A 21959-nucleotide genomic window follows, 5' to 3' on the forward strand; every position below is an offset into this window, starting at 1 on the left:
GGCGGGCCGCCGACGGTGGCGCGTCGCCGGGCCCGGACGGTTCGCCGTGAGGGTCAGGAGGAGCGGGCGTCCCAGGCGGCGAGGATGCCGGCCTCCTTGTCCGGGGCCATCCCGTGGACCGTTCTGCGGCCGTAGGAACGCTGCTCCTCCGGGATCTCGCGCAACCACGCCCACGTGTCACGCACGGTCTCCGCGACCGGACGCGCCCGCAACCCCGCCGCCTCGGCCTTGCCCGTCGGCACGCTCCAGAAGTGGTCGATCTCCTCGGACGCCGGCCCGCCCCACAGCGGCAGCTCCACGAACGTGCCCGCCCCCTGCTCGACCAGGAACTCCGCGTCCATCCACACGAGCTCCGCGTCGGACCCGGTGACCTGCCTGCACAGCTCCAGCCACTCGCCGTAGGTGGTGTTGCCCGCCGGGCCGGTCACCGCGAACCGGTCGGCGACGCCCCGCTCGGCCTGGTCGAGGGTGAAGATCGCCACGTCGCGGGCGTCGACGAGCTGCATCGGCGTGGCGGCATCGCCCGGCGCCAGCACCCGGCCGCCCCGCGAGATACGGGTCAGCCACCAGGGCAGCCGGGCCACGTTCTCGTGCGGCCCGAGGATCAGCCCCGGCTGGATGATCAACGCGTTGCCGTCGAAGCCCTGCTCGACCGCCCGCTCGCAGCCGGCCTTCAGCACGCCGTAGTCGCCGTCGTCGGGGCCGGCGTCGGGCTCGCACGGCCATCCGGCGGTGTCCTCGGTGGCGGCCTTGGCCGGGAACCCGTCGAGGGCCGAGACGCTGGAGATGAACGCGTACGTCGCCGCCCTGCCCGACAGCGCCCGCACCGACTCGCCCACCACCCGCGGCACATACCCGGACGTGTCCACCACGAAGTCCCACGACCGCCCGTCGGTCAGCCGCTCCAGGTCGGCGACGGACTCGCGGTCGCCACGCACGGTCTCGACGCCCGGCACGTCGTCGCCGCTCAGCCCCCTGTTGAACGTCGTGACCTCATGGCCACGAGCCAACGCCTCCTCCGCGATGGCGCGCCCCAGGAACCCTGTGCCGCCGATGAGCAAAATATTCATGAACCCATCTTCGGCGCCCGGCGGGACGCGGGCTCACAACTTCACGGAGAGCGAAGACCGCAGCGGCGGCACCAGGTGCACCCGCGCCGACCCGATGTCGAAGTACAGGCCCACCAGCTCCAGCTTGCCCGCCCTGACCTGCTCGTCCACCTTCCGGTAGGTCCGCAGGTTCTCCAGCTGCTGCTGCACGTTCACCCGGCACAGCACGTCGAGGGCCCCGTTGTGCAGCCGGTCGCCCTCGGTCTCGATGAACCTGGCCAGGCTGTGGTTCCCGTGCCGCAGCCAGCGCCGCAGCCCCGGCAGGCTGCCCGCCTGCACCCCGGCGCTGAGCACCCCGGCCATCGCCCCGCATCCGGAATGCCCGCACACGGTGATCGTGCGCACGCCGAGCACCTGCGTGGCGTACTCGATCGCGGCCACGACCGAGTCGTCGTGCGGCTCGGAGCCGCGGCGCGGCACCAGGTTGCCGATGTTGCGCACGGTGAACAGGTCGCCGGGGCCGCTCGCCGTGATCAGGCTGGGCACGATCCTGGAGTCGGCGCACGTGATGAACAGATGGGTCGGCTGCTGCTTGCCCGCCGGCTCGGTGAAGATCGGCCGCACCGGCGCAGCCGCACGGTGGTGGAGTTCGCGCGACCCCTCGGTGCAGGTGGCCGGGGTCGAGCCGCCGTCGTCGGGGATGGTGCGGCGTCCCGGACGCGTCCGCGGCGTCCACGGCACCCACCGCCGGTCGGGGGACCTGCCGGTACGGGTCCCGCGGGCCGCCAGCGCGTACCACTCGTCGTACGGCTCGTCGAGGTCGACCGTGCCGCCCGTCCGCTCGTGGTCCAGCCGCCAGGAGTGGATGGCCTCGAACGCCGCGTTGTCCATGAAGTCGATGGTGAGATCGAGGTCGACCGGCGTGCCCGCGGCGATCGACCGCAGCCCGTGCGTGAGCCTGGGCACGCCGAGGAACGTCAGCGAGCCGGTGACCGTCACGTGCAGGCGGCCGTCCTGCTCCTCGCGCCTGCGTACGTTCACCCAGGTCAGCCGGCGCAGCGCGAGCAGCCCGGCCAGCGCCAGCCCGGCCAGCACCCCTTCGGCCAGGCCCAGCACGAGCACGGACACCACCGTCACCACGTAGACCGGCACCTCGCCGTGCCCGCGGCCCTTCCTGAGGCGCGCGAGGCCGGCCATCCGCACGCCGGTGAACACCAGCAGCGCCGCCAGCGCCTCCAGCGGGATCAGCCGGACCGTCCAGCCGAACCCCACCGCGAACACCAGCACCCACACCCCGTGCAGGATCGACGACGACCGGGTGCGCCCGCCGGCCCGCACGTTCGCCTCCGTACGCACGATTCCACCGGCGATCGGCAGGCCGCCCAGCGCCCCCGACACCATGTTGGCCACGCCCTGTCCGGCCAGCTCCTGGTCGAGATCGGCACGACGGCCGGGGTGACCTCCGTCGGCGGACGTCGCGCCCAGCAGCGACTCGACGCTGCCCAGCATCGCCACGAGCAGCACCGCGCCCACGATCGTGTGCCAGTCGGCGGACGGCAGCACGGGGAAGCCCCACCCGGAGAAGCTGCCGGCCAGGTCGACGCGGGTGACGTCCCAGCCGGACAGCCAGGCGACGCCCGCCGCGGCCGGCAGCGCGACCAGCGGCGCCGGCACCGCCCTGACCCGCTCGGGCAGCCGCGTCCACAACGCGAGCACCACGATCGTGAACAGGCCCAGCGCGACCTTGTGCCCGTGGAGGCCGGCGATCTGCCCGGGCAGGTCGGCCAGGTTGGCCAGGGCCGAGAGCTGGGGCTGCCCGCCGAGGACCACGTGGAGCTGGGAGAGCGCGAGGATCACGCCCACCGCCGCCAGCAGGCCGCGGACGACCGCGGGGGAGAGGACCGGCACCACCCTGGCCGCCTTGACCACGCCGAGCACCAGCTGGACGGCCCCCGCCAGCAGCGTGATCATGCACGTGGCCCGCCAGCCGTGAATGCGCACCAGCTCGACGACCACCACGGACAACCCGGCCGCGGGTCCGCTCACCTGGACGGCCGATCCGCCCAGCGAGCCGGCCACGACCCCGCCCACGACGGCGGCGATGAGACCGGCGGCCGGCGGTGCGCCCGAGGCCGTCGCGATGCCCAGGGAGAACGGGACTGCGACGAGGAAGACCACGAGCGAAGCGGGTAGATCATGCCGTAGCGTACGCAACCAGCTACTGAGGGTATCGCCGATCATGTCGGAAACCCTAGTGGTGCGCCACCCCCGCTTTAGCGGGTCGTCGCGGGGGTTTTACTCATTCGGTAAGGGGCCGGAGATCAGCGGTAGTAGTCGTTGTAGTCCTGCTCCGGGGCCCGGCGGCGGCCGCCGCCGTTGTCGGCCTGGCCGGGAGCGGCCGCGCCCTGCGACTGCCCGCCGTACGTCGGCCAGTTCGCCGTGCCGGACGGCGGCTCGGGCCAGGCGGGGCCGGGCCCGGCGGCGAAGTCGCCCGTCTCGTACGCGACCGAGGACGGCTGGGGCGTCGCCGGAGGAGCCGACAGCACGTCGTCGTAGGCCGAGACCGCGCGGGCGGGGACGGTCGGGGTGCCGGTGGCCGGGGAGGGCCCGGTGATCGGGGAGCCGGAGTCGTCGGCCACGGCCCAGCCGGCGCGCACCTCGTACGACGCCGGGAAGGCGGCGGACGGGGAGGCGGTGGCCGCGGGCTGCTCGACGAAGGCGGGCCAGGAGCCGGCCGGGGCGGCGTAGGAGGCGGGGGAGGGGTCGTCGAGGATGTCGGGCGAGGCGGCGGGCCAGGAGCCCGAGGTGGCCGCGGCGGGCGCGCCCGTCCAGGTCGTCTCAAGGGGGTCGGCCGCGTTGTTGTAGGCGGGGAACGGGTCGCTGGTCGGCGCGCCGTGGATGGGCGTGACCGGGGCGACCGGGAAGGACCCGCTGGAGGTGACGCCGGAGTAGGACCCGCCGGACGTCGCCGGGTAGGAGGGGGAGGCGGGGAACGAGCCGTTGCCGTTCGCGGGGTGGGCGCCGCTCGCCGGCAGGGCCTCGGGACGCGAGGCCGGCACGACCGGCTGGGCGGCCCCGCCGAGCAGGCTCAGCACGTCGGGCGTCGGCGCCGCGAACGTCACCGTGCGCTGGTCGGCCATGTCGGACGCGGAGGGAACCGGTCGCTTGGCGGGCTCCACCAGGTCGGCGAGGTTGGCCGCGGCGGCCGGGGCGGGCTGGCGCTGGGGCAGGGGGGCCTGGACGGTCGCGGCGTTGGGGTCGGCCGCGGCGGCCACGGGCTGCGGCTTCGCGGGACGCTCACGGCGCTCGGCCGGGCGCTCACGGCGCTCTGCGGGCTGCTCGCGATCGACGGGACGCGCGGCGCCCTTCCTGGCCGCCACGGTGCCGCCGGCACCGAAACCGCCCTCCTCGGCGTCGCTGCGGATGTTCGCCCAGAACTCCTCGTCCTCGTGGTCGGTGGTCGGGTTGCCCCACTCGTCGACGCCACGCCTGCCACGCTGGCCGGTGCGGACGGGTTTGGGCTTCACCTCGTCGATCGGGGAGAAGTCAGGGCTGAAATTGGCCATCCGTGGTTCGTGCGCGGCGAACTCGTCGGTGGACCGGGCGTGCGTCATCTCCTCCTTCTCGGCCATCTCCTTCAGCCGTTCCGGAGGGAGAGAGCTCTCCCGGCGGTTCATGGAACGCATGCCCAGTGCCACGACGACGAGCACGAGGAGCACGACAGCGACCAAGCTCACGACGACCGCGATCATTGCACCACCCTCAAAGCCATGGCCTCCCTGTGGCATCGGTGAGATCGCGCGGCCATCGACGCGATCTGCCCCCTTTGATCACCAATGCCTAACAATTGGATTTGATTCTGTCGGACCACTATGAGAGTTGTCACACCCTACGCAAAGAATTGGTCCATCCGGTCTACCTGCGGTGATCGCCCTGTCACTGGATGTTCACCGCCGTCAGCCGGCCCCGGGCGATCGTGTGGTCGGCGATCTCCTTCAAGATCTCGGGGAGCCCGCCCTCTTTCGCCTCGACCTTGTCGTTCAACGTGTAGACGGTGAACCGGTAGCTGCCCGGGGTGTTGCAGGGCGGTTCGTAGCCCGCCTTCCCACTGGTGACCTTGGCCTGGCCGGAGCCCTCGGGCGGACTCTCGGCGGCACCCGGCCCCAGCTCGGTCGTGGTCGCCGGGATGTTGTAGAGCACCCAGTGAACGGCCGATTCGGAGGGAGTGTGGGAGTCGACCACGATCGCGATCGACTTGGCCTTCGGCAAGGGCTCGCTGGACCAGCGCAGCGGAGGGCTGCCCTGGCGGCCCCGGCAGGAGTACTCGCCCGGCAGCGGCATGCCGTCGCGCAACTCCGGGCTCGAGACGTTGATCTCCGCGATCTCCTTGGCCTGGGACCTTCCGATGCCCAGGGCGGCGCAACCTGACAAGGTGAGCGCGAAAGCCACCACTGTCACACTGACAGCGGCCCGCCTCACACGTGATGCCGTGTTACACAGCCCCATGCCGGATGATGCTACGCGGCTCTCGGCGGTGCGCAGACCGTTTCCCGATGGTCGGTCGTCGGCAAAGGAGCCGAAACCGGCCAGAATGCGGGGATCTTGGAGGTGAAGTTGGCCACAGCGACGCCGTCGGCGGGTCTGCGGGACGGGTGTCGCCATGACCTTCCTGGCCTGCCCGTTCCCCGGGGCGCGCGGCGGGGTCCCGGCGGGCGGGAGGTAGGGACAAAACGGGCATGGTTTCGGTCGGCGTCCGGCAGGCAAAATTCAGCTGCGCCGGAAGTGGCGGTTGTGCCTTGCGGCGGACGGCGGCTGCCACGCTTCGTGAGGGCGTTTCGCGCGTGGTGCGGTAACGCGCCGCCGGGCCTGGATGGCACGAACGTGGCGCCGCCGACGTGGCCCAGCTCGACAGCCTGCGGCCGGCCGCCACCGAGCATGCACCCGCCGCGTCCGGGCGTCCGCCCGACACGCCGCTACGGCCGACCGATCTTTACCCGCCGCCGCCGGTGAGCGCGATGGGTCGCGGGCGCCACTCCCCATGGGCGTCCTGAGGCCCCTGAGGGCGATCTTCGGGGGGCGTAGCCAGATCGTCTTTCGGGCCGTGCGCCCTAAGCTGGTCGTGTGACGTCAAAAGGCCCACTGCGTGACCCCGCGCACCGAGTCTCGCCCAAGGCCCGCCGCCTGTGGTTGCTGCAGGCGGCCATCGGGTTCGTGTTCTTCGTGGGCGGTTCGGCCGTGGTGGCCGGGTGGGTGGGCGGCAGCGGGTGGTCGTGGGTGCCGTCCTGGCTCGCCGCGCACTCCTGGCTGTTGCCGCTGGTCGTCGGGGTGGTGCTGACGCCGTTCCTCGCGGCCGAGCCGTTCGTCCGGTACGCCGTCCACCGCTGGGAGTTGTCGGGCGACGTCGTCTACGCCAGGTCGGGGTTCCTGACCAGGGAATGGGTGTTCGTGCCGGTGAGCCGCATCCAGACGGTCGACAAGGCCCAGGGGTGGATGGAACGGCTGCTCGGCCTGGCCACGCTGGAGATCCGCACCGCCTCCCACGCCGGCTCCTCCACGATCAAGGGCCTCGACTTCGAGGTCGCGGCCGGGCTCGCCGAACGGCTGGCCCACCGCGCCGAAGAGCTCAGGGACGACGCCACGTGACCCAGTCGCCCCCGCCGCCGCCCCCTCCGCCTCAGCCGCCCCCGCCCCCCGCGCCGCGGCGGCTGAGCCCCAAGGTGCTGCTCATCGATCCGGTACGCATGCTGCCCTCGCTGCTGCTGCCCCTGGTCGGCGTGCTGTTCGTGGGCGGCTTCTCGGCCAGGTCGTACGCGTGGGCGGCGATCGGCGTCGTCGGCACCGTGGCGTTCGCGGTCATCCGCTGGGCCACCTTCACGTACGAGATCGTCGGCGACCGCCTGGAGACCAAACGCTCGCTGATCAGCCGCTCGATCCGGACCATCCCGCTGGAGCGGGTGCGCGGCGTGGACGTCTCCACGCCGCCCATGCACCGCATACTCGGGCTCGCCGTGCTCAAGGTCGACACGGGCGCGAGCGGCGACGACGAGGAGGCCGCGCTCGACGGCGTCACCCTGGGCGAGGCCGAACGCCTCAAGGCGGTGCTGCTGCGCCGCGCCGTCCAGGTCAGGGCCGCCGAGCACATCCCCGGGCCCGGTCCGGCGCCCGTCGACCGGTCGATCATCGCCGTCCCGCGCCGGTGGCTCCTGTACGGGCCGTTGTCCGGGGCGTACCTGCTCACGCCGTTCGCGCTCGCCGGCGGCGCGGTGGGGCTGGCCTTCCAGTGGGGCGACGACCTGGGCTTCGGCCAGGACGCCGCCTGGAGCGCGGGGGAGTGGCTGTGGGAGCACCCCTACCTGCTGCTCGTCGTGGCGTTGCTGCTGGTCGTCGCCATGCCGTTCGTCGGCGGCGTCATGTACGCGGTGTTCAACTGGGACTTCAGGCTCACCCGCCGCGACGGCTACCTCGTGGCCGAGCGCGGGCTGATCAACCGGCGCAGCGTGTCGCTGGAGTCCCGCAGGGTGCGTGGCTACGAGATCGTCGACGGTCTGGCCGAACGCCTGGCCGGGGTCGTACGCGTCTGGGCGATCGTGACCGGGCTCGGCGACTCCGAGACGCGCGGGCAACTCCTGCCCGACGTGCCGCGCCAGGTCGCCGTCGGCGTCACCGCCGACGCGGTCGGACCCTTCCGCTCCACCCTGCGCCCCCATCCGCCCATCGCCCGCAACCGCCGCCTGTTCCGGGCGGTCTTCCCCTGGCTCCTCCTGGCCGCGCTGAGCGCCGCGGGGGCGTGGGCCACAGGAATGATGCTCTGGTGGGTTCTGACGGTCCTGGCGTTGCTCCTGGCGGGCGCTGGGGTGTTCCTGGGCCTCGACCGGTACGCCTCCCTGGGGCACGGCTACGACGGGGCCCGCCTGGTCGTCCGGTCGGGCTCGCTGCGCCGCGCCGAGGCGGTGGTCGAACGCCGGGCCGTGGTGGGCTGGCGGCTGCGCCAGACCTGGTTCCAGCGACGCGCCGGGGTGCTGACGCTGATCGCGGGGGTCGGGGCGGGGAAGGGCGGCTACCACGCACTGGACGTCTCCGAGGCTCAGGGGGCCGCGTTCCCCGCCGAGGTGACGCCGGAGTGGCTGGCCCCGTTCGCGCAGCCCGACGTACCGGCCCGCCCCTTCCCGCCACACCACTGAACCCCTCAGCCTTCCGGCGGCTGGTTCCATCGCAAGGCGGCGACATCGCGCCGGCGACCCCGCACCGGGGCCCGGTTGGTCCCGCCGCAAGGCGTCCGCACGAGGGGCCGGCGGGTCGGACGGCGATTTCCTCGTGAGGTTTGCGGAGGGGCCTTGTCCGTTCCGCGCGGCCTGGGCGGCACCGCGTCCTTGAACGGCCGAGGCCGCGCCCTCCTGTCGAGGTGGGCGCGGCCCCTGGTCGATGACGGCGATCGGTGTCCCTGATCGCGGGTGGGTCAGTCCTGGCGGCGGGCGCCGAACATGATCTCGTCCCACGTCGGCACGGAGGCCCGGCGGCCCCGCGCGCCCTTGCGCGCCTGACGCGCGGCCGGCGCGGGCGGCGGAGAGGGCACCGGGACGTCCTCCTTGCCGAGGCCCTTGCTGTCGTCCTTGGCGTCGTCCTTGCCGGGACGCGCGGCCGGGATCGGCGGGGCGCCCTTGGGCGCGCCGGGGCCGGGCTTGGGCTTGGGCGCAGGCGCCTTCTTCTCCGGCACCTCGACCGTCTCGGCCACCTCTTCAGACGTCTCGGCCTTCCCTGCCACTTCCTCAGGCGCCTCGGCCTTCCCGGCCACCTCGTCGGGCGTTTCGGTGTTCTCGGCCACCCTTTCGGGCGTCTCGGCCTTCTGGGCCGCCTCTTCAGGCGTCTCCGGCACCTCGGTCTTCGAGGCCGCCTCTTCGGGCGCCTCCGGCGCGGCGGCGTTCTGGGTGGCCGTGTCCTTGGTGGCCTCGTCCTGGATGGCCGTGTCCTGGGTGGACGGGGCTGCCGGTGCTGGCGCCGGGCTCGTCTGCTCCGCCTGCGCGGAGTCCGCCGCGCTCTGTGCGACTGGCGACGCGGCGGCCGAGGACTCCTGCGAGGTGGCTGCGGGCGTCTCGTCGCGCGGCGCGTCCTGCGAGGTGGCCGTGGGCGTCTCGTTCGTCGATGCGTGATGGGTGGTCGCCTGCGGCGTCTCGGTGGCCGGTGCGTCCTGGGAGGCTGCCGTGGTCGCCGGTGTGGCCTCGGTGGTCGCCTGCGGGGCCGCTTCCGCGGTGGCGGGCTTCTCGCTCATGGCGGATGCGGCGGCGGAGGCATCCTCCGCAGCGGCCTTCGGGACGTCGTCCGTCGCACCGGTCGTTGAGGCGTCGGGTGCGTCGGCTGTCGCAACGTTCGCCGCGTCGGCCGTCGGGACGGCGGTTGTGGCGGGCGTTGCGTCGTCGGCGGAGGTGGCGGTGGTGACCTGAGGCGTCGAGGGCGCGCCGGTCTCGGGCTCGGTGGTCCGGGCATCGCCGGTCTCGGAGGCGGCCGGCGCGACGGCGGGCTCCGGGGCGGTGGTGTCTCCAGGCGCGGGAGAACCGGTGGTGGTGGTCTCCGTCGCGGTGGACGGCTGAGCATCCACGGCCGCCGAGCTCGCCGCCTGGACGTCGGTGGCGGCGGACGCCTCCGGCCCGGCGTTCGTGGCCGACGTCTCCGGCTGTACGGCAGAACTGGCGGACGTCTCCGGCTGGACGGTGGAGGCGGCCGGCGGCTCTGGCTGGGCTGCCGAGGTGGCGGCGGGCTCCGGCTGGGTCGGCGTTGAAGCCGAGGCGGCGGGCTGGGCCGGGGCCGAGTCCGGAGCCTCGGACCGGACGGCGGGCTCGTCGGCCGCCGCCGCCGTGGACGGCTGCTCAGCCGCCCCCGTCGCCGTGCCGCCAGGAGCGGCGGACGTCGCGAGAGTGTCAGGAGCGGTCGGCGTCTGGAGGGCGTCAGGAGCGGTCGCCGTCGGCGGGGCCTCGGGGGCGGGCGCCGGGGCCGGGGTGGGTGCGTGCTGGGTGGGGCCGTCCGTGTGCGGCTGAGGCGGTGCGGCGGGCTCGGAGGGCGTCGGCTGCGAAGGCGCAGGCTGGGAGGTGAGCGGGCGGGAGGCCGGGTTGGCGGGCGCGTAGATCGTGTCGTCGCGCTCGCCGGAGCGGCTGGAGCCGAAGTCGGGCAGCCACGGTGACGTGCCGCCGCGGCGGGAGGAGGCGTCGGCGGAGCGGCCGAACCCGGTCTCGCGCCCCGCGGTCTCCCCACGGTGCCCCTCGGCGCGGGTGTCCTCGCCCCGGAACCCAGGAGCCCGGCCGTCGTCACCACGGAAGCCCTGGCCACGGTCGTCGCCGTGGAAGCCCTGGGCGCGGGTGTCCTCTCCGCGGAATCCGTCGGGGCGGGGGGGCTCGGGGCGGTAGGTGTCCCCTCGGGAGGCGGGGCGGGAGCCGTCGGCGCGGGACGGGTCGGGGTGGAAGCCCTCGCCCCGGAAGGGGGCACGGGTGTTGTCGGACAGGGACGACGAGGTGTCCGACGCGGTCTCGCGAGACGGGGACGGCCGGTCGAACGGCACGTCACGCCCAGGCATGTCCGGCCCCCGGCCGTAACCGCCGGTGTCGGCGGACCTGGGCGGCGGGGTGTAGCCGACGGCCGGCTCCTCCGGCTCGCGGCGTACGACCGACGGGAAGGGCAGCGGGTCGGAGGCGAGCGGCGGCACCGGCTGCAGCTTGGCCACCCGAGGCGCGAACGGCGTGACCGTGGTGTCCTCCACCACGGCGGGATCAGGATCGAAGTCGGCGGACGACAGGCGCATGGCCTCGTCGTCGTGCGGGGAGACGTGGCGCTTGCGCGGGTCGAAGAGCCATTCGGCGTGGCGCGTGTGACCGTTCCAGACGTAGCCGAGCTTGACCCGCCACAGGCCGTCGTCGCGCTTGGCCGAATCCCAGTCGATCTCGTCGGTGGGCACGCCGCGCCTGGTCAGCCGCTCGGCCACCAGCTCGCCGAGGGTGGGACCGGGAGCGGTCTCCCCGGGCATGCGGACGGCGACACGCTGCGCCTGCTGGGCGACGTACTCTCGCTCCTGCAGCACCGGGCCCTCGAACCAGCGGACTCGTTCGACCGGGATCCCGGCGGTCGCGGCGATCTGTTCCGCTGTCTCTCCGGCGCGGATGCGTGCCTGGATCTCCTTGGGGCGCAACGGGCTCTCCACTTCGATCTCGTACTGGCCGAGACGGGAGAAGTTGCCACGGACGGCAGCACGGAGCCGATCGTCCACAGGAAGGGTGAAGCGCGTACCTCGCCCGGCAGTAGCCAGCACGAGATAGGTGCCGTCCTCACTCACCGCGACGAGTCGGAGCTCCTGCATGCGAGTCCCTTCGTCAGCGTCGCCATTCTTCCCCCGGACCCTTGAGTCTCTCGCGTGTGCCGGTTGCCTGCCAGCACCGTACCCGGCATGTCCGAACATCGCCTTCCTGGGAAGCCCCGGGGGCGATGTGACGCCGGTCACATTTGTGGAATCCATTTCCTCTAGTGCCCGCCGCTGTGCATGAGGAGGTTAGAGCTCCTCGACGGATTCTGGCGAATCGCGGGGCGTGCTGTTGTGCACTTCAGCGAACTCGCGACAAGGGACGGGCCGGCATCGGGACTGCGTTCGAGAAGACGCGCCGCGGCCGCGGCGAGATACGGGGCGGCCGCCGAGAACGCCTGCCCGCCGGAGGCAACCTGGCACCAACCTGAGTCGGCCGCGCCCGCGACGAACACGCCCGAGCGCACCAGCGACCGTACGGCGGCGCCGAGCGCGGGCGAGTCGGCCCCGTCGGCGGCGAGCGTGACGACGGACGGGCCGCGCGCGTGCCGCCGGATCCAGTCGAGCCCGGCCAGCACGTCTGCCAGCGAGCCCGACCCCGCGCAACCGAGCACCCGCACCGACGCGATCCTGGCCTCCGGCGCCCGCGAGGCGACGGCCTTGGCGACGTGCGTGCCGTGCCCGGCGCAGTCGCGCCCGGTGCCGCCGGTGGCGTCGAAGGCGCGCCAGGCCCGGTCGCCGAACTCGGTCCGGGTGACGTCTACTCCGCTGTCCACGACGTAGACGGTGGTGCCCGCGCCGGTGGACGTGTCAGAGGTGTCAGCGGCGGCGGGCGTGTCGCCGGGCATGGCGTGGATCTCGCGGTCGGGCTCGACCGCCAGGACGCGGGGGTCGGATCTGAGCTCGGTCAGCTCGCCGGCGGTCAGGAAGGTGGCGAATCCGGGCAGGGCCTCGGTGTAGTAGCGCCGTACCCGCCATCTCACCTCCGCGACGAGGTCCCGGGCGTCCGCGCGGCTGCGGGCGGTGACGATGTAGGGCCGGGTGGGCTCGGAGGCGGAGGGGCGCAGGGCGAGTCCGGAGGCGGGCGTCATGGCGAGAGGGACAGCGGTCGTCGCGGCGGTCGCCACGGCCGCGGCGAGGTAGACGGAGGGTAGGCCGAATCGTCGGGGCACGAGTTACGAGGATGCCTGTCGCGCAGGTCACAGGAACAACGGGACACGCGCTCGCGTCTATTCACGAGGAAGCTCTTTACCGAACGTATGACCAGAGGGGACTGATCCGGGGGATGACCGCCGAGCAGCGGAAGTTCGAGCTGAGCGTGCCACAGATCCTCGGGAGTGCCCTCGCCGCCGTCACCGCCGCGGTGGCCGCCTCCTACCTCGGGGTGGCGGGCACCGTGATCGGCGCCGCCGTGGTCAGCATCGCGAGCACGGTGGCCAGCGCCGTCTACACGCACTATCTCAAGCGCACCGGTGAGCGGGTCAAGCAGCACACGCTGTCCGCGTGGCACGAGGAGCAGGAGGAGGGCAAGGGCCTGCTCGCCGCGGCCGCGTACGCCACCCCGGCCGCGGGCGAGGAGACGGCCGCCCGCCGCCCCCCGGCGGCCGGTGAGGAGACGGCCGCGTTCCGTACCCCGGTGGACGACGAGGACGACGAGGACACGGCCGTGTTCGCCGTTCGACCGGGTGGCGAAGGCGGGCGGGACACGCTGGTCATGCCGGTCGCCGTTCCCGCCGACGGGCACAGGGGGCTGCCGTGGCTGAAGATGGCGGTGGCGGCCGCGCTGGTGTTCGCGGTCAGCATGGGCGGCATCCTCGCCTTCCAGGCCGTCGACCACCAGACGCTGCACGAGCGGGTCACCGGCAGGCAGACGCCGGTGAAGGAGCATCAGCGCGCCCCCGTCCAGGACCAGGGGCGCGACCGCCGGGACCGCGAGGTGCTGCCGACCGGGCCGGCGGAGTCGCCGACCCCGCTCCCGACGCCGACGGACACGCCGCGCACGCCGCCGCCGTCCCCGACCGAGGAGCCGGTGCCGAGCGTCACTCCGACGCCCACGCCCACGGACACGGTCGAGCCCGTCGAGACACCTCAGCCCGACGGGGAGGAGCAGGAGAGCCCCGACCCGGGCGAGCAGCAGTCCAGCGCGCCCCCGCCCACGCAACCCCAGGACGACCCGCCCCTCCAGCAGGAGGGCCGCCAGCCGCAGCGCTAGCCCAGCACCACGTCGAGGTAGTCGTTGGTGAACACCCGGCGCGGGTCCAGGCGGTCGCGCAGCGCGACGAAGTCGTCGAAGCGGGGGTAGACCTTGCGCAGGTACGCGGCGTCCCTGGTGTGCAGCTTGCCCCAGTGCGGCCGGCCCTCCAGCCGGTTCATGATCTCCTCCACGCCCTCGAAGTACGCGGGGTTGGGCGTGGGGCGGTAGATGTGGCAGGCGACGTAGGCGGAGTCGCGGCCGTACGCGGTCGACAGCCACGCGTCGCTGGGCGGCGTGACGCGCACCTCGACGGGAAAGGTGATCTTCCAGTCCATCCTGTCGATCAGGTCGCGGGTCTCGCGCAGCGCCTGGGCCAGGTACCGGCGCGGCACGGCGTACTCCATCTCCAGGAAACGCACGTCGCGGCGGGCCGTGAACACCTTGTACGAGGTGTCCACCGCCTCGGAGTCGCCCAGCGCCGCCGCGCTGATCGCGTTGATCCGCGGGATCAGCGCCGGACGCCGCCCGCCGACGGCGCACGCGGCGCCGAAGACGGTGTTCTCCAGGAACACGTTGTCCAGCCAGTGCTTGAGCGCGCTCGGCGGCCTGGCCGGGCCCGCGTCCCGGTTGTTGGTCTTGACCAGGCAGGCGTCGGTGTGCGGCAGCCAGAAGAAGTCGAGGTGCTCGTTGGCCGAGGTCATCGAGTCGAGCGAGGCGAGCATGTCGGTGAGCGTCATCCTGCGCCGCCGGTTGCGCAGCAGGAACGCGGGTTCCACCCGGAACGTCACGGCCGTCAGCACGCCGAGCGCCCCGAGCCCGACCCGGGCCGCGTCGAACAGGTCCTCGCCGGGCGCGGCCGTGACGACCGAGCCGTCGGCGAGCACCAACTCCAGCTCGGCGACCTGGTCGGCCAGGCCGCCGCTGTCGCGGCCGGTGCCGTGGGTGCCGGTCTGGATCGCGCCGGCGACGGTCTGCTCGGTGATGTCGCCCATGTTGGCCAGGGCCAGGCCGCGCTGGTCGAGCAGCTCGTTCAGCACCTTGAGCGGCGTGCCGGCCTGGACGGTGACGCGGTCCTCAGCGGCGGACCTGATGCCGCTCAGCCCCTCGGGACGCAGCATGATCCCGTCGGTGAGGGCCACCCCGGTGAAGGAGTGGCCCGTGCCCACCATGCGCAGGCGCCGCCCGGCGGCCGAGGCGTCCCGTACGGCCTGGACGACGTCCGCCACGCTCGTGGGGGTGCGCACCTCGGCAGGGGCGCCCGTCTGATTCCCGGCCCAGTTAGTGAAGACCATGAGGCGCCCCTCCGAGCGTCGTTCCGATTAAACGTGAACGATACTCACTTCTGCCAGCCTTCGGGAACCGGGAAAATCTGGCCGGGCTCAAGGTTCTGCCGCTTGATCACGTCGGAGACCGTCACCAGCTGGTACCCCTTGGCCTGCAGGGACTTGATGATGGACGGCATGGCGTCCACGGTCTGCTTGACCCAGTCGTGCATGAGGATGATGCCGTCGCGCTGGGCCACCTCAAGGGTCTTCTTCTTGATGGCCTCGACGTTCTTGCTCTCCCAGTCGTGCGAGCCGGCCGTCCAGAGGACCATCGGCATGCCGAACTCGGTCGCGACGTCGGACACCTGGATGTCGGCCAGCCCGTACGGCGGGCGCAGCAGCTTGGGCTCGACGCCCGCCGCCTTCTTGACCGCGTCCTGGGTCTTCTTGATCTCGCTTCTGATCTCCCCGGCTTCGATCTTGGTGAAGTCCGGGTGCTTGTAGCTGTGGTTGCCCACCTCGTGGCCCTCGGCGACCATGCGCTTGACGAAGGCCGGACGGCTGGTGACGTACTGGCCCTCCAGGAAGAACGTCGCCTTGGCGCCGGTCTTCTTGAGGGTGTCGAGCAGAGTTCCCGCGTACTGGCCGGGCCCGTCGTCGAAGGTCAGCGCAAGGCACTTGACCTGCTCGCAATCGACCTCGGCCTTCTTCGGCGTCTGGGCGAACGCGGGCGCGGGAGCCAGAGTGACGCAAACTGCAGCGATAGCTAGAAGTGAAGTGATTTGTCGGGACATAGCAAAGCTTCCGGTGTGATGGGTGTTGCGAGGGATAACTCCCGACCGTAGCGGATCAACTCTTCACGGGTGAAGGCGCTTCCGGAAGTCTCAGCAAACCCGAACCTCCGACGCCCACGACCGCCGCCAGCAGCGCCGCGCACACCGCGAAACCGAACGCGCTGGACGCGCCGAACAGGTCGGTGAGCCGCCCGCCCGCCCACGCGCCGATCGCCACGCCGAACCCGATCGAGGTGGAGATCCACGCCATGCCCTCGGTGAGCAGGGACGGCGGCACCAGCCGCTCGGTGAGCGAGAACCCGGTGATGAGCGTCGGCGAGATGGCCAGACCGGCCACGAACGCCACGGCGGCCATGACCCACGGGTCGTCCACGAGCAGGATCGGCACCAGGCCGACCACGAACACGCCCAGCGCGCGGACGAACCGGGCGCGCAACGAGATCCGCCACTGCCGCGAGCCGAACCACAGCCCCGACACCATCGACCCGCCCGCGAACGCGGCCAGCAGGAACCCGGAGACGCCCTTCACGCCGTGCTCCTCGGCGAAGGCGACCATGATCAGGTCCACCGAGCCGAACACCGAGCCGAGCCCGAGGTAGACGCACGCCAGCAGGGCGATGCCGGGGATCAGGATGGGCGTGCCGCCGCCCGTCCTGACCAGCTGCACGGGCGGCTGCGTACGCCGTTGCGCCGCCAGGGCCAGGCAGCCGCCGAGCATGCACACCAGCGCCACCACCAGCCCCGCGTACGGGTTGACCGCCGTGGCCAGCACCGTGACGAGCGCGGGCCCGGTGACGAAGACCACCTCGTCGGCCACGGACTCGAACGCGAAGGCGGTGTGCAGCGTCCCCGTGCCGCCGTGGATGGTGGACCAGCGGGCGCGCACCATCGACCCGATGGACAGGGAGGAGGCGCCGATCAGCAGGCCGGAGACGTACAGGGTCCATTCGGGCAGGCGGAGCGCGGCGCTGAGCATCAGCGCGGCCATCGCCAGCGCGTTGACCACGGAGAAGGGGGCGATCACCCGGTTCTGCCCGAACCTGTCCACGAGCCGCCCCGACAGCGGAGCCGCGATCGCGAAGGCCACGTTGGTGGTCGCGCCGACCGCGCCGGCGGTGGCGAAGGACCCGGTGACGGTGGAGATCAGCAGCACGACCCCGATGCCGAGCATGGACATCGGCATCCGGCCGACGAACCCGGCCAGCACGAATCCCTTGACGCCGGGCCCGTTGAACAAACCCCGGTAAGGCCCGACCACGCTGTTTCCCCCTTACTTGGCGACCCAACGATCGCGCACTGTCTGTCCGGATGGCAACTGAAATTTCCGGCGAGTGGGTTAACGTGTGCCTGATGTCCGGTCTTCCCTCTCTCCGCGCGGTCCTGCTCATGGTCCTCGGCGTGCTCGTGGTCACCGCCGTGGCCGGGGGAGTCGTCGTGCTCGTGGGCGATGACCTGGTCAGAACCGCCCAGGAGCCGGTGCGCAGGCCGATCACCCGCGTGACCCCGGAGGCCGCTCCGCGCCTCGACAAGCTCGTACCCACGACGGCGCCGGTCAAGGATTTCGGACAGGGCGGACCGGGCGTCACCGTGACGCCGCCGCGCGTGCTGGCGATCGCGCCCGGCACGGTCTCCAGGCGGACCAGGCTCGCCCTCGGCGCGCTCAGGCACGTGCAGAAGGCGGCCGTCGTGGACGCCGGCGCGGTCAAGGTCTCCGGCACGTCGCTGAACCTGCTGGCCGTCGACCCCGCCGACTTCCGCTCCTGGACGCCGCAGCCCGTCGCCGACCAGCCGGCCGTCTGGAGCGCGCTGGCCAGGGGCGAGCTGGTCGCCGAGGCCGGCACGATGCGCAAGTACAGCATGATCCTCGGCGCGATGTACCAGGTGGACGGCGGCCCGAGGCTCCGGGTCGCGGCCTCGGCCACGCTCGGGCTCTCCGGCGTGGACGGCCTGGTCAGTGTCGAGGTGGGCAGGTCGCTCGGCTTCGCGAAGGGCGTCGCGGTGCTGCTGCACGGCAAACCGGGCACCATCGGCGAGACCGGGGTGCGCAAGCTGCTGGGCAAGGGCGCGCAGGTCGTCGTGCTCGACGCGGCCAGCCGCGCCCAGCAGCGGCGGCGGCAGCAGCAACAACAGCAGCAGCCGGTCAACGTCGGCCGGCCGGGCAGCTATCTGGAGCTCTACCAGGCCGCCGCCACCCGCTGCCCCGGCCTGTCATGGACGGTGCTGGCGGCCATCGGCCAGGTCGAGAGCAGTCACGGCCGCAACAACGGGCCCTCCAGCGCCGGCGCCCTGGGACCGATGCAGTTCATGCCCGCCACCTGGAAGCACTACGGCGTGGACGGCGACGGCGACGGCAAGGCCGACATCTGGAGCCCGTACGACGCCGTGCCCGGCGCCGCCAACTACCTGTGCGCCAACGGCGCGGGCAAGGGCCCCGAGAAGCTGCGCAAGGCGATCTGGTTCTACAACCACTCGTGGGACTACGTGAACAAGGTCATGGGCATCGCCGAGGCGTACGCCCGCACCTACGCCTGAGGCCGCCCGCCGGGACGGACCGGACGCGGGCAGCAGGTGAGCGGGCACGGGACGGGCTCGGGCTCGTCCATCAGCTCCCTGACCATGCGGACGAACGCCGGATGGGTGCCGGCCGTGGCCGCGCGCTCCATCGGCAGGCCCAGCTCGGCGGCCACCTGCCGGGCCTCGGTGTCGAGGTCGTAGACGACCTCCATGTGGTCGGAGACGAACCCGATCGGCACCAGCACGACCGAGCCGGCGTCCGTCTTGCGCAGGAAGTCGCACACGTCGGGTTCCAGCCACGGCACCTGCGGGGGGCCGCTGCGCGACTGCCACACCAGGTCCCATGGCTCGTCACGGCCCAGGGCCCGGTTGACCAGCTCGGCGCTCCTGCGGAGCTGGGACTCGTACAGGCCGCCCGAGGGGCCGGCGGTCTCGGCCATCGACACCGGGATGCTGTGGGCGGTGAACACCAGCCTGGCGTCGTCGCGGCCGAGCCGTTCCAGCGCCGCGCGCGTGTGGTCGGCCATCGCCGCGACGAACCCCGGGTGATCGCCGAAGTGCCGCATCTTGATCAGCTCGGGGCCGCCCTCGACGGAGATCCTGGCGATGTCCTCGTAGTACTGGCGGCAGCTCGAATACCCGGCGAACGCCGAGGTGGCGAAGACGGCGGCCCGGCGCACGCCGTCGGCCGCCATGCGCCGCACGGTCTCCTCGCCGAAGGGGTGCCAGTTGCGGTTGCCCCAGTAGACCGGCACGCCCACGACCGGGCGCAGCGCCTCGACCAGCTCGCGGTTCTGCTGGTTGATCGGGCTGACGCCGCCGAAGCCCTGGTAGTGCTCGGCCACCGCGAGCAGCCGCTCGCGAGGGACGCCGCGCCCCCGCACGACGTTCTCCAGGAACGGCAGCACGTCGTCGGGCCCTTCGGGGCCGCCGAACGACAGGAGGAGGAGAGCGTCGTAATCAGCCACGTGTCAAGCCTAGTCAGGAGGCCCGGTGGTCCGCGCCGGAGGGAGCACCGAGCGCGCCGCCTCCCGTGGAGCGGCGGTGACCAGGTAGGTTCGATCGAGTGAGCGCATTCGATGACATTCGTGACTATGTGGCCATTCCCCGGGTCCTCTCCCTGAAGCTCTCGCCTGACGGCTCCCGCCTGATCTCGGTCGTGCAGGCGCTCGAACCCGACGGCAAGTCGTACGGCACCGCGCTCTGGGCGATCCCCGTCGACGGTGAGCCGTACCGCCTGACCCGTTCCACCAAGGGCGAGTCGGCCGCCGTCTTCACCGACGCGGGGGACGTGCTGTTCACCTCCGCGCGCCCCGACCCCACCGTCAAGGACGCGGCCGACGAGGTGCCCGCGCTGTGGCTGCTGCCGCGCGCCGGCGGCGAGGCCCGCCAGATCGCCACCCGTCCCGGCGGCATCGGCGCCGCCCGCACGGCGGGCGACGTGGTGGTGTTCGCCTCCGACGTGCTCGACGGCGAGGAGGCGACCGAGGACGAGCGGCGCAAGGCCCGCAAGGACGCCGGCATCAGCGCGATCCTGCACGAGGGCTACCCGGTCCGCTACTGGGACCACGACCTCGGCCCGGCCCGCACCCGGCTGTTCGCCGGCCGGCTCGGCGCCGACCGTCTGGAGGACGTGCGCGAGCTGACCCCCGACGCGGGCGAGGCGCTGCGCGACACCACCTTCGAGCTCACCCCCGACGGCTCCACCGTGATCGCCTCCTGGCGCCGGTACCTGCCCGGCGGCGACAGCCGCACGGACCTGGTCGCCATCGACGTGGCCACCGGCGAGCGGCGCACCCTGCTCACCGACGAGGCCCACGACTTCGGCGGCCCGATCGCCGTCTCGCCCGACGGCACGCGGGTGGCCTGCGCGCGCGAGCGCATCACGAGCGTGGACGTCTCCGTCCGCGTGGAGCTGTGGATCGCCGACCTGGCCACCGGCGAGGGCCGGGCCTACGCCCCCGGCCTGTTCCCGACGGACGTCGCCTGGGCCCCCGACTCCTCGGCCCTCTATCTGGTCGCCGACCACCAGGGCCGCCGTCCGGTCTTCCGCGTCCCGCTGGCCGGCGAGCACACCAGGCTCACCGCCGACGACGCCGCCTACCTCGGGGTCAACGCGAGCGCCGACGGCACGTACGTCTACGCCCTGCGCAGCAACATCGCGCTCGCCCCCGCCCCCGCCAGGATCGACGTGGCCACCGGCGAGATCGCCGACCTGCCCTCGCCGGCCCCGCGTCCCGAGGTGCCGGGCACGCTGACCGAGATCTCGGCCACCGCCGACGACGGCGCGACCGTGCGCGGCTGGCTCGTGCTGCCCGAGGGCGCCTCGGCCGACAGCCCCGCGCCGTTCCTGCTGTGGATCCACGGCGGCCCGGTGGCGTCCTGGAACGACTGGCAGTGGCGCTGGCAGTCGTGGATCATGGCCCAGCGCGGGTACGCCGTCCTCATGCCCGACCCTTGCCTGTCCACCGGCTACGGCCAGGAGATGATCGACCGCGGCTGGGGCGACTGGGGCCCCCGCACCCAGGCCGACCTCGACGCCATCGTGGACGTCGCCCTGGCCAGGGACGACATCGACAACGAGCGCGTGGCGGCGATGGGCGGCTCGTTCGGCGGCTACATGGCCAACTGGCTGGCCGGGCACACCGACCGCTACCAGGCCATCGTCACCCACGCCGCGCTGTGGAACCTCGACCAGTTCGCCGGCACCACCGACTCCTCCCTGTACTGGCAGCGCGAGTTCGGCGAGCCGGGCTCGGAGCGCTACGACCGGCTCTCCCCGCACCTGGCGATCGGCAAGATCACCACCCCGATGCTCGTCATCCACGGCGACAAGGACTACCGGGTGCCGATCGGCGAGTCCCTGCGCCTGTGGTGGGACCTCCAGCGCTCCGACGTCGAGTCGAAGTTCCTGTACTTCCCCGACGAGAACCACTGGATCCTCAAGCCGGGCAACGTCATCGCCTGGTACGAGACCGTTCTCGCCTTCCTCGCCCAGCACGTGCTCGGCGAGGAGTGGAAGCGCCCGGACTCGGTGGCCTGATGACCGACTTCCTGCGGCTGGCCGAGGACATCGCCCGGGAGGCCGGCGACATGCTGCTGGCCAAGCGGCCCACGATGTCGGCGGACGTCGAGACCAAGTCCAGCCCCACCGACGTCGTCACCGTCCTGGACAAGGCGTCGGAGGAGCTGATCCGCGAGCGCGTCCTGGCGGTCCGCCCGGACGACCGCTTCCTCGGCGAGGAGGGCGGCGAGGCGCCGGGCGCGTCCGACGTGCGGTGGATCGTCGACCCCGTGGACGGCACCGTCAACTTCCTGTACGGCCTGCCGGACTGGGCGGTCTCGATCGCCGTCGAGGTGGCCGGGCAGGTCGTGGCGGGGGTGGTCAACGTGCCGGCGCGGGGAGAGGTGTTCACCGCCGCGCTCGGCGAGGGCGCCTGGCTGGGCGGCGCGCGGCTGCGCTGCAACAGAGAGGTGCCGATGGCCAGGGCTCTGGTCGCGACCGGGTTCGGCTATTCGGCGCCGCGCCGCGAGGTCCAGGGGCGGGTCGTGGCGTCGGTGCTGCCGCGGGTTCGCGACATCCGGCGCGGCGGCTCGTGCGCCATCGACCTGTGCTCGGTGGCGGCCGGGCGGGTGGACGCGTACTACGAGCGCGGCACCAACGCGTGGGACTTCGCCGCGGCCGGGCTGGTGGCGACCGAGTCGGGAGCCCGGCTCGGCGGGCTGCGCGGCCGTCCGGCCGGGCCCGAGTTCGTGCTGTGCGCGGCGCCCGGCCTGTTCGAGGAGCTGCACGACCTGCTCGTGCCGCTGGACCCCGAACGCGACTCCTGACGGAGCGGCGCGCATGACGGGACGGCCGGGACC

Annotated in this window: 16 protein-coding genes; 6 read left to right on the forward strand and 10 right to left on the reverse strand. The window is 72.8% G+C overall.

The window, feature by feature from the left end; translation table 11 throughout:
- Nucleotides 1–53 precede the first annotated feature (53 nt).
- From ABZ815_RS14940 to ABZ815_RS14955, 4 genes are all read right to left on the reverse strand, one after another.
- The gene (locus ABZ815_RS14940) at nt 54–1070 is read right to left on the reverse strand and encodes an NAD-dependent epimerase/dehydratase family protein (RefSeq protein WP_357697899.1); all 1017 of its coding nucleotides are present in this window, start codon (nt 1068–1070) and stop codon (nt 54–56) included.
- 33 nt (nt 1071–1103) lie between these two features.
- Entirely contained in the window at nt 1104–3290 is a 2187-nt protein-coding gene (locus ABZ815_RS14945; protein WP_357697901.1) for a SulP family inorganic anion transporter, read from the reverse strand.
- Nucleotides 3291–3370: 80 nt separating this feature from the next.
- Nucleotides 3371–4786: a hypothetical protein gene (locus ABZ815_RS14950; protein WP_357697902.1), complete on the reverse strand. Its 1416-nt coding sequence runs from the start codon at nt 4784–4786 to the stop codon at nt 3371–3373.
- Nucleotides 4787–4985: 199 nt separating this feature from the next.
- Nucleotides 4986–5498 (reverse strand): YbhB/YbcL family Raf kinase inhibitor-like protein, encoded by a 513-nt coding sequence (locus ABZ815_RS14955; protein ID WP_357697904.1) that lies wholly within the window; start codon nt 5496–5498, stop codon nt 4986–4988.
- A 672-nt stretch (nt 5499–6170) separates the two neighbouring features.
- Here ABZ815_RS14955 and ABZ815_RS14960 point away from each other — a divergent pair.
- Both ABZ815_RS14960 and ABZ815_RS14965 read left to right on the forward strand, forming a co-directional pair.
- Nucleotides 6171–6692 (forward strand): PH domain-containing protein, encoded by a 522-nt coding sequence (locus ABZ815_RS14960; RefSeq protein WP_357697906.1) that lies wholly within the window; start codon nt 6171–6173, stop codon nt 6690–6692.
- Nucleotides 6689–8230: a PH domain-containing protein gene (locus ABZ815_RS14965; RefSeq protein WP_357697908.1), complete on the forward strand. Its 1542-nt coding sequence runs from the start codon at nt 6689–6691 to the stop codon at nt 8228–8230. The genes ABZ815_RS14960 and ABZ815_RS14965 overlap by 4 nt, the downstream gene beginning before the upstream one ends.
- 275 nt (nt 8231–8505) lie before the next feature.
- Here ABZ815_RS14965 and sepH read toward each other — a convergent pair whose 3' ends face one another.
- Together sepH and ABZ815_RS14975 are read right to left on the reverse strand one after the other, a co-directional pair.
- On the reverse strand, nt 8506–11388 hold the full coding sequence (sepH, locus tag ABZ815_RS14970; RefSeq protein WP_357697910.1) for a septation protein SepH: 2883 nt from the start codon (nt 11386–11388) through the stop codon (nt 8506–8508).
- A gap of 161 nt (nt 11389–11549) precedes the next feature.
- Entirely contained in the window at nt 11550–12500 is a 951-nt protein-coding gene (locus tag ABZ815_RS14975; protein WP_357697912.1) for a S8 family serine peptidase, read from the reverse strand.
- A gap of 113 nt (nt 12501–12613) precedes the next feature.
- Here ABZ815_RS14975 and ABZ815_RS14980 point away from each other — a divergent pair, with 113 nt between their 5' ends.
- Nucleotides 12614–13540, forward strand: a complete 927-nt coding sequence (locus ABZ815_RS14980; RefSeq protein ID WP_357697914.1) for a hypothetical protein — start codon at nt 12614–12616, stop codon at nt 13538–13540.
- Here ABZ815_RS14980 and ABZ815_RS14985 read toward each other — a convergent pair.
- The 3 genes from ABZ815_RS14985 to ABZ815_RS14995 are packed head-to-tail and all read right to left on the reverse strand — an operon-like array spanning nt 13537 to nt 16839.
- On the reverse strand, nt 13537–14814 hold the full coding sequence (locus ABZ815_RS14985) for a D-arabinono-1,4-lactone oxidase (protein WP_357697916.1): 1278 nt from the start codon (nt 14812–14814) through the stop codon (nt 13537–13539). The two genes, ABZ815_RS14980 and ABZ815_RS14985, sit on opposite strands and share 4 nt — an antisense overlap.
- A 44-nt stretch (nt 14815–14858) precedes the next feature.
- The gene (locus ABZ815_RS14990; RefSeq protein WP_357697918.1) at nt 14859–15581 is read right to left on the reverse strand and encodes a polysaccharide deacetylase family protein; all 723 of its coding nucleotides are present in this window, start codon (nt 15579–15581) and stop codon (nt 14859–14861) included.
- Nucleotides 15582–15636: 55 nt separating this feature from the next.
- Complete coding sequence (locus ABZ815_RS14995; RefSeq protein ID WP_357697920.1) at nt 15637–16839, reverse strand: MFS transporter; 1203 nt, start codon at nt 16837–16839, stop codon at nt 15637–15639.
- A gap of 92 nt (nt 16840–16931) precedes the next feature.
- Here ABZ815_RS14995 and ABZ815_RS15000 point away from each other — a divergent pair, with 92 nt between their 5' ends.
- Entirely contained in the window at nt 16932–18113 is a 1182-nt protein-coding gene (locus ABZ815_RS15000; RefSeq protein WP_357697922.1) for a lytic transglycosylase domain-containing protein, read from the forward strand.
- On the opposite strand, the gene ABZ815_RS15005 is transcribed toward ABZ815_RS15000, so the two are convergent.
- Nucleotides 18104–19063, reverse strand: a complete 960-nt coding sequence (locus ABZ815_RS15005; protein WP_357697924.1) for a ferrochelatase — start codon at nt 19061–19063, stop codon at nt 18104–18106. The two genes, ABZ815_RS15000 and ABZ815_RS15005, sit on opposite strands and share 10 nt — an antisense overlap.
- Before the next feature lie 98 nt (nt 19064–19161).
- Between ABZ815_RS15005 and ABZ815_RS15010 the strand changes: the two genes are divergently transcribed.
- Together ABZ815_RS15010 and ABZ815_RS15015 are read left to right on the forward strand one after the other, a co-directional pair.
- Entirely contained in the window at nt 19162–21138 is a 1977-nt protein-coding gene (locus ABZ815_RS15010; RefSeq protein ID WP_357697926.1) for a S9 family peptidase, read from the forward strand.
- Nucleotides 21138–21926, forward strand: coding sequence for an inositol monophosphatase family protein (locus ABZ815_RS15015; RefSeq protein WP_357697928.1), 789 nt, complete (start codon nt 21138–21140; stop codon nt 21924–21926). The genes ABZ815_RS15010 and ABZ815_RS15015 overlap by 1 nt, the downstream gene beginning before the upstream one ends.
- The last annotated feature ends 33 nt before the right edge of the window (nt 21927–21959 follow it).

This window comes from Nonomuraea sp. NPDC047529 (genome assembly GCF_040642995.1).
Classification (GTDB): domain Bacteria; phylum Actinomycetota; class Actinomycetes; order Streptosporangiales; family Streptosporangiaceae; genus Nonomuraea.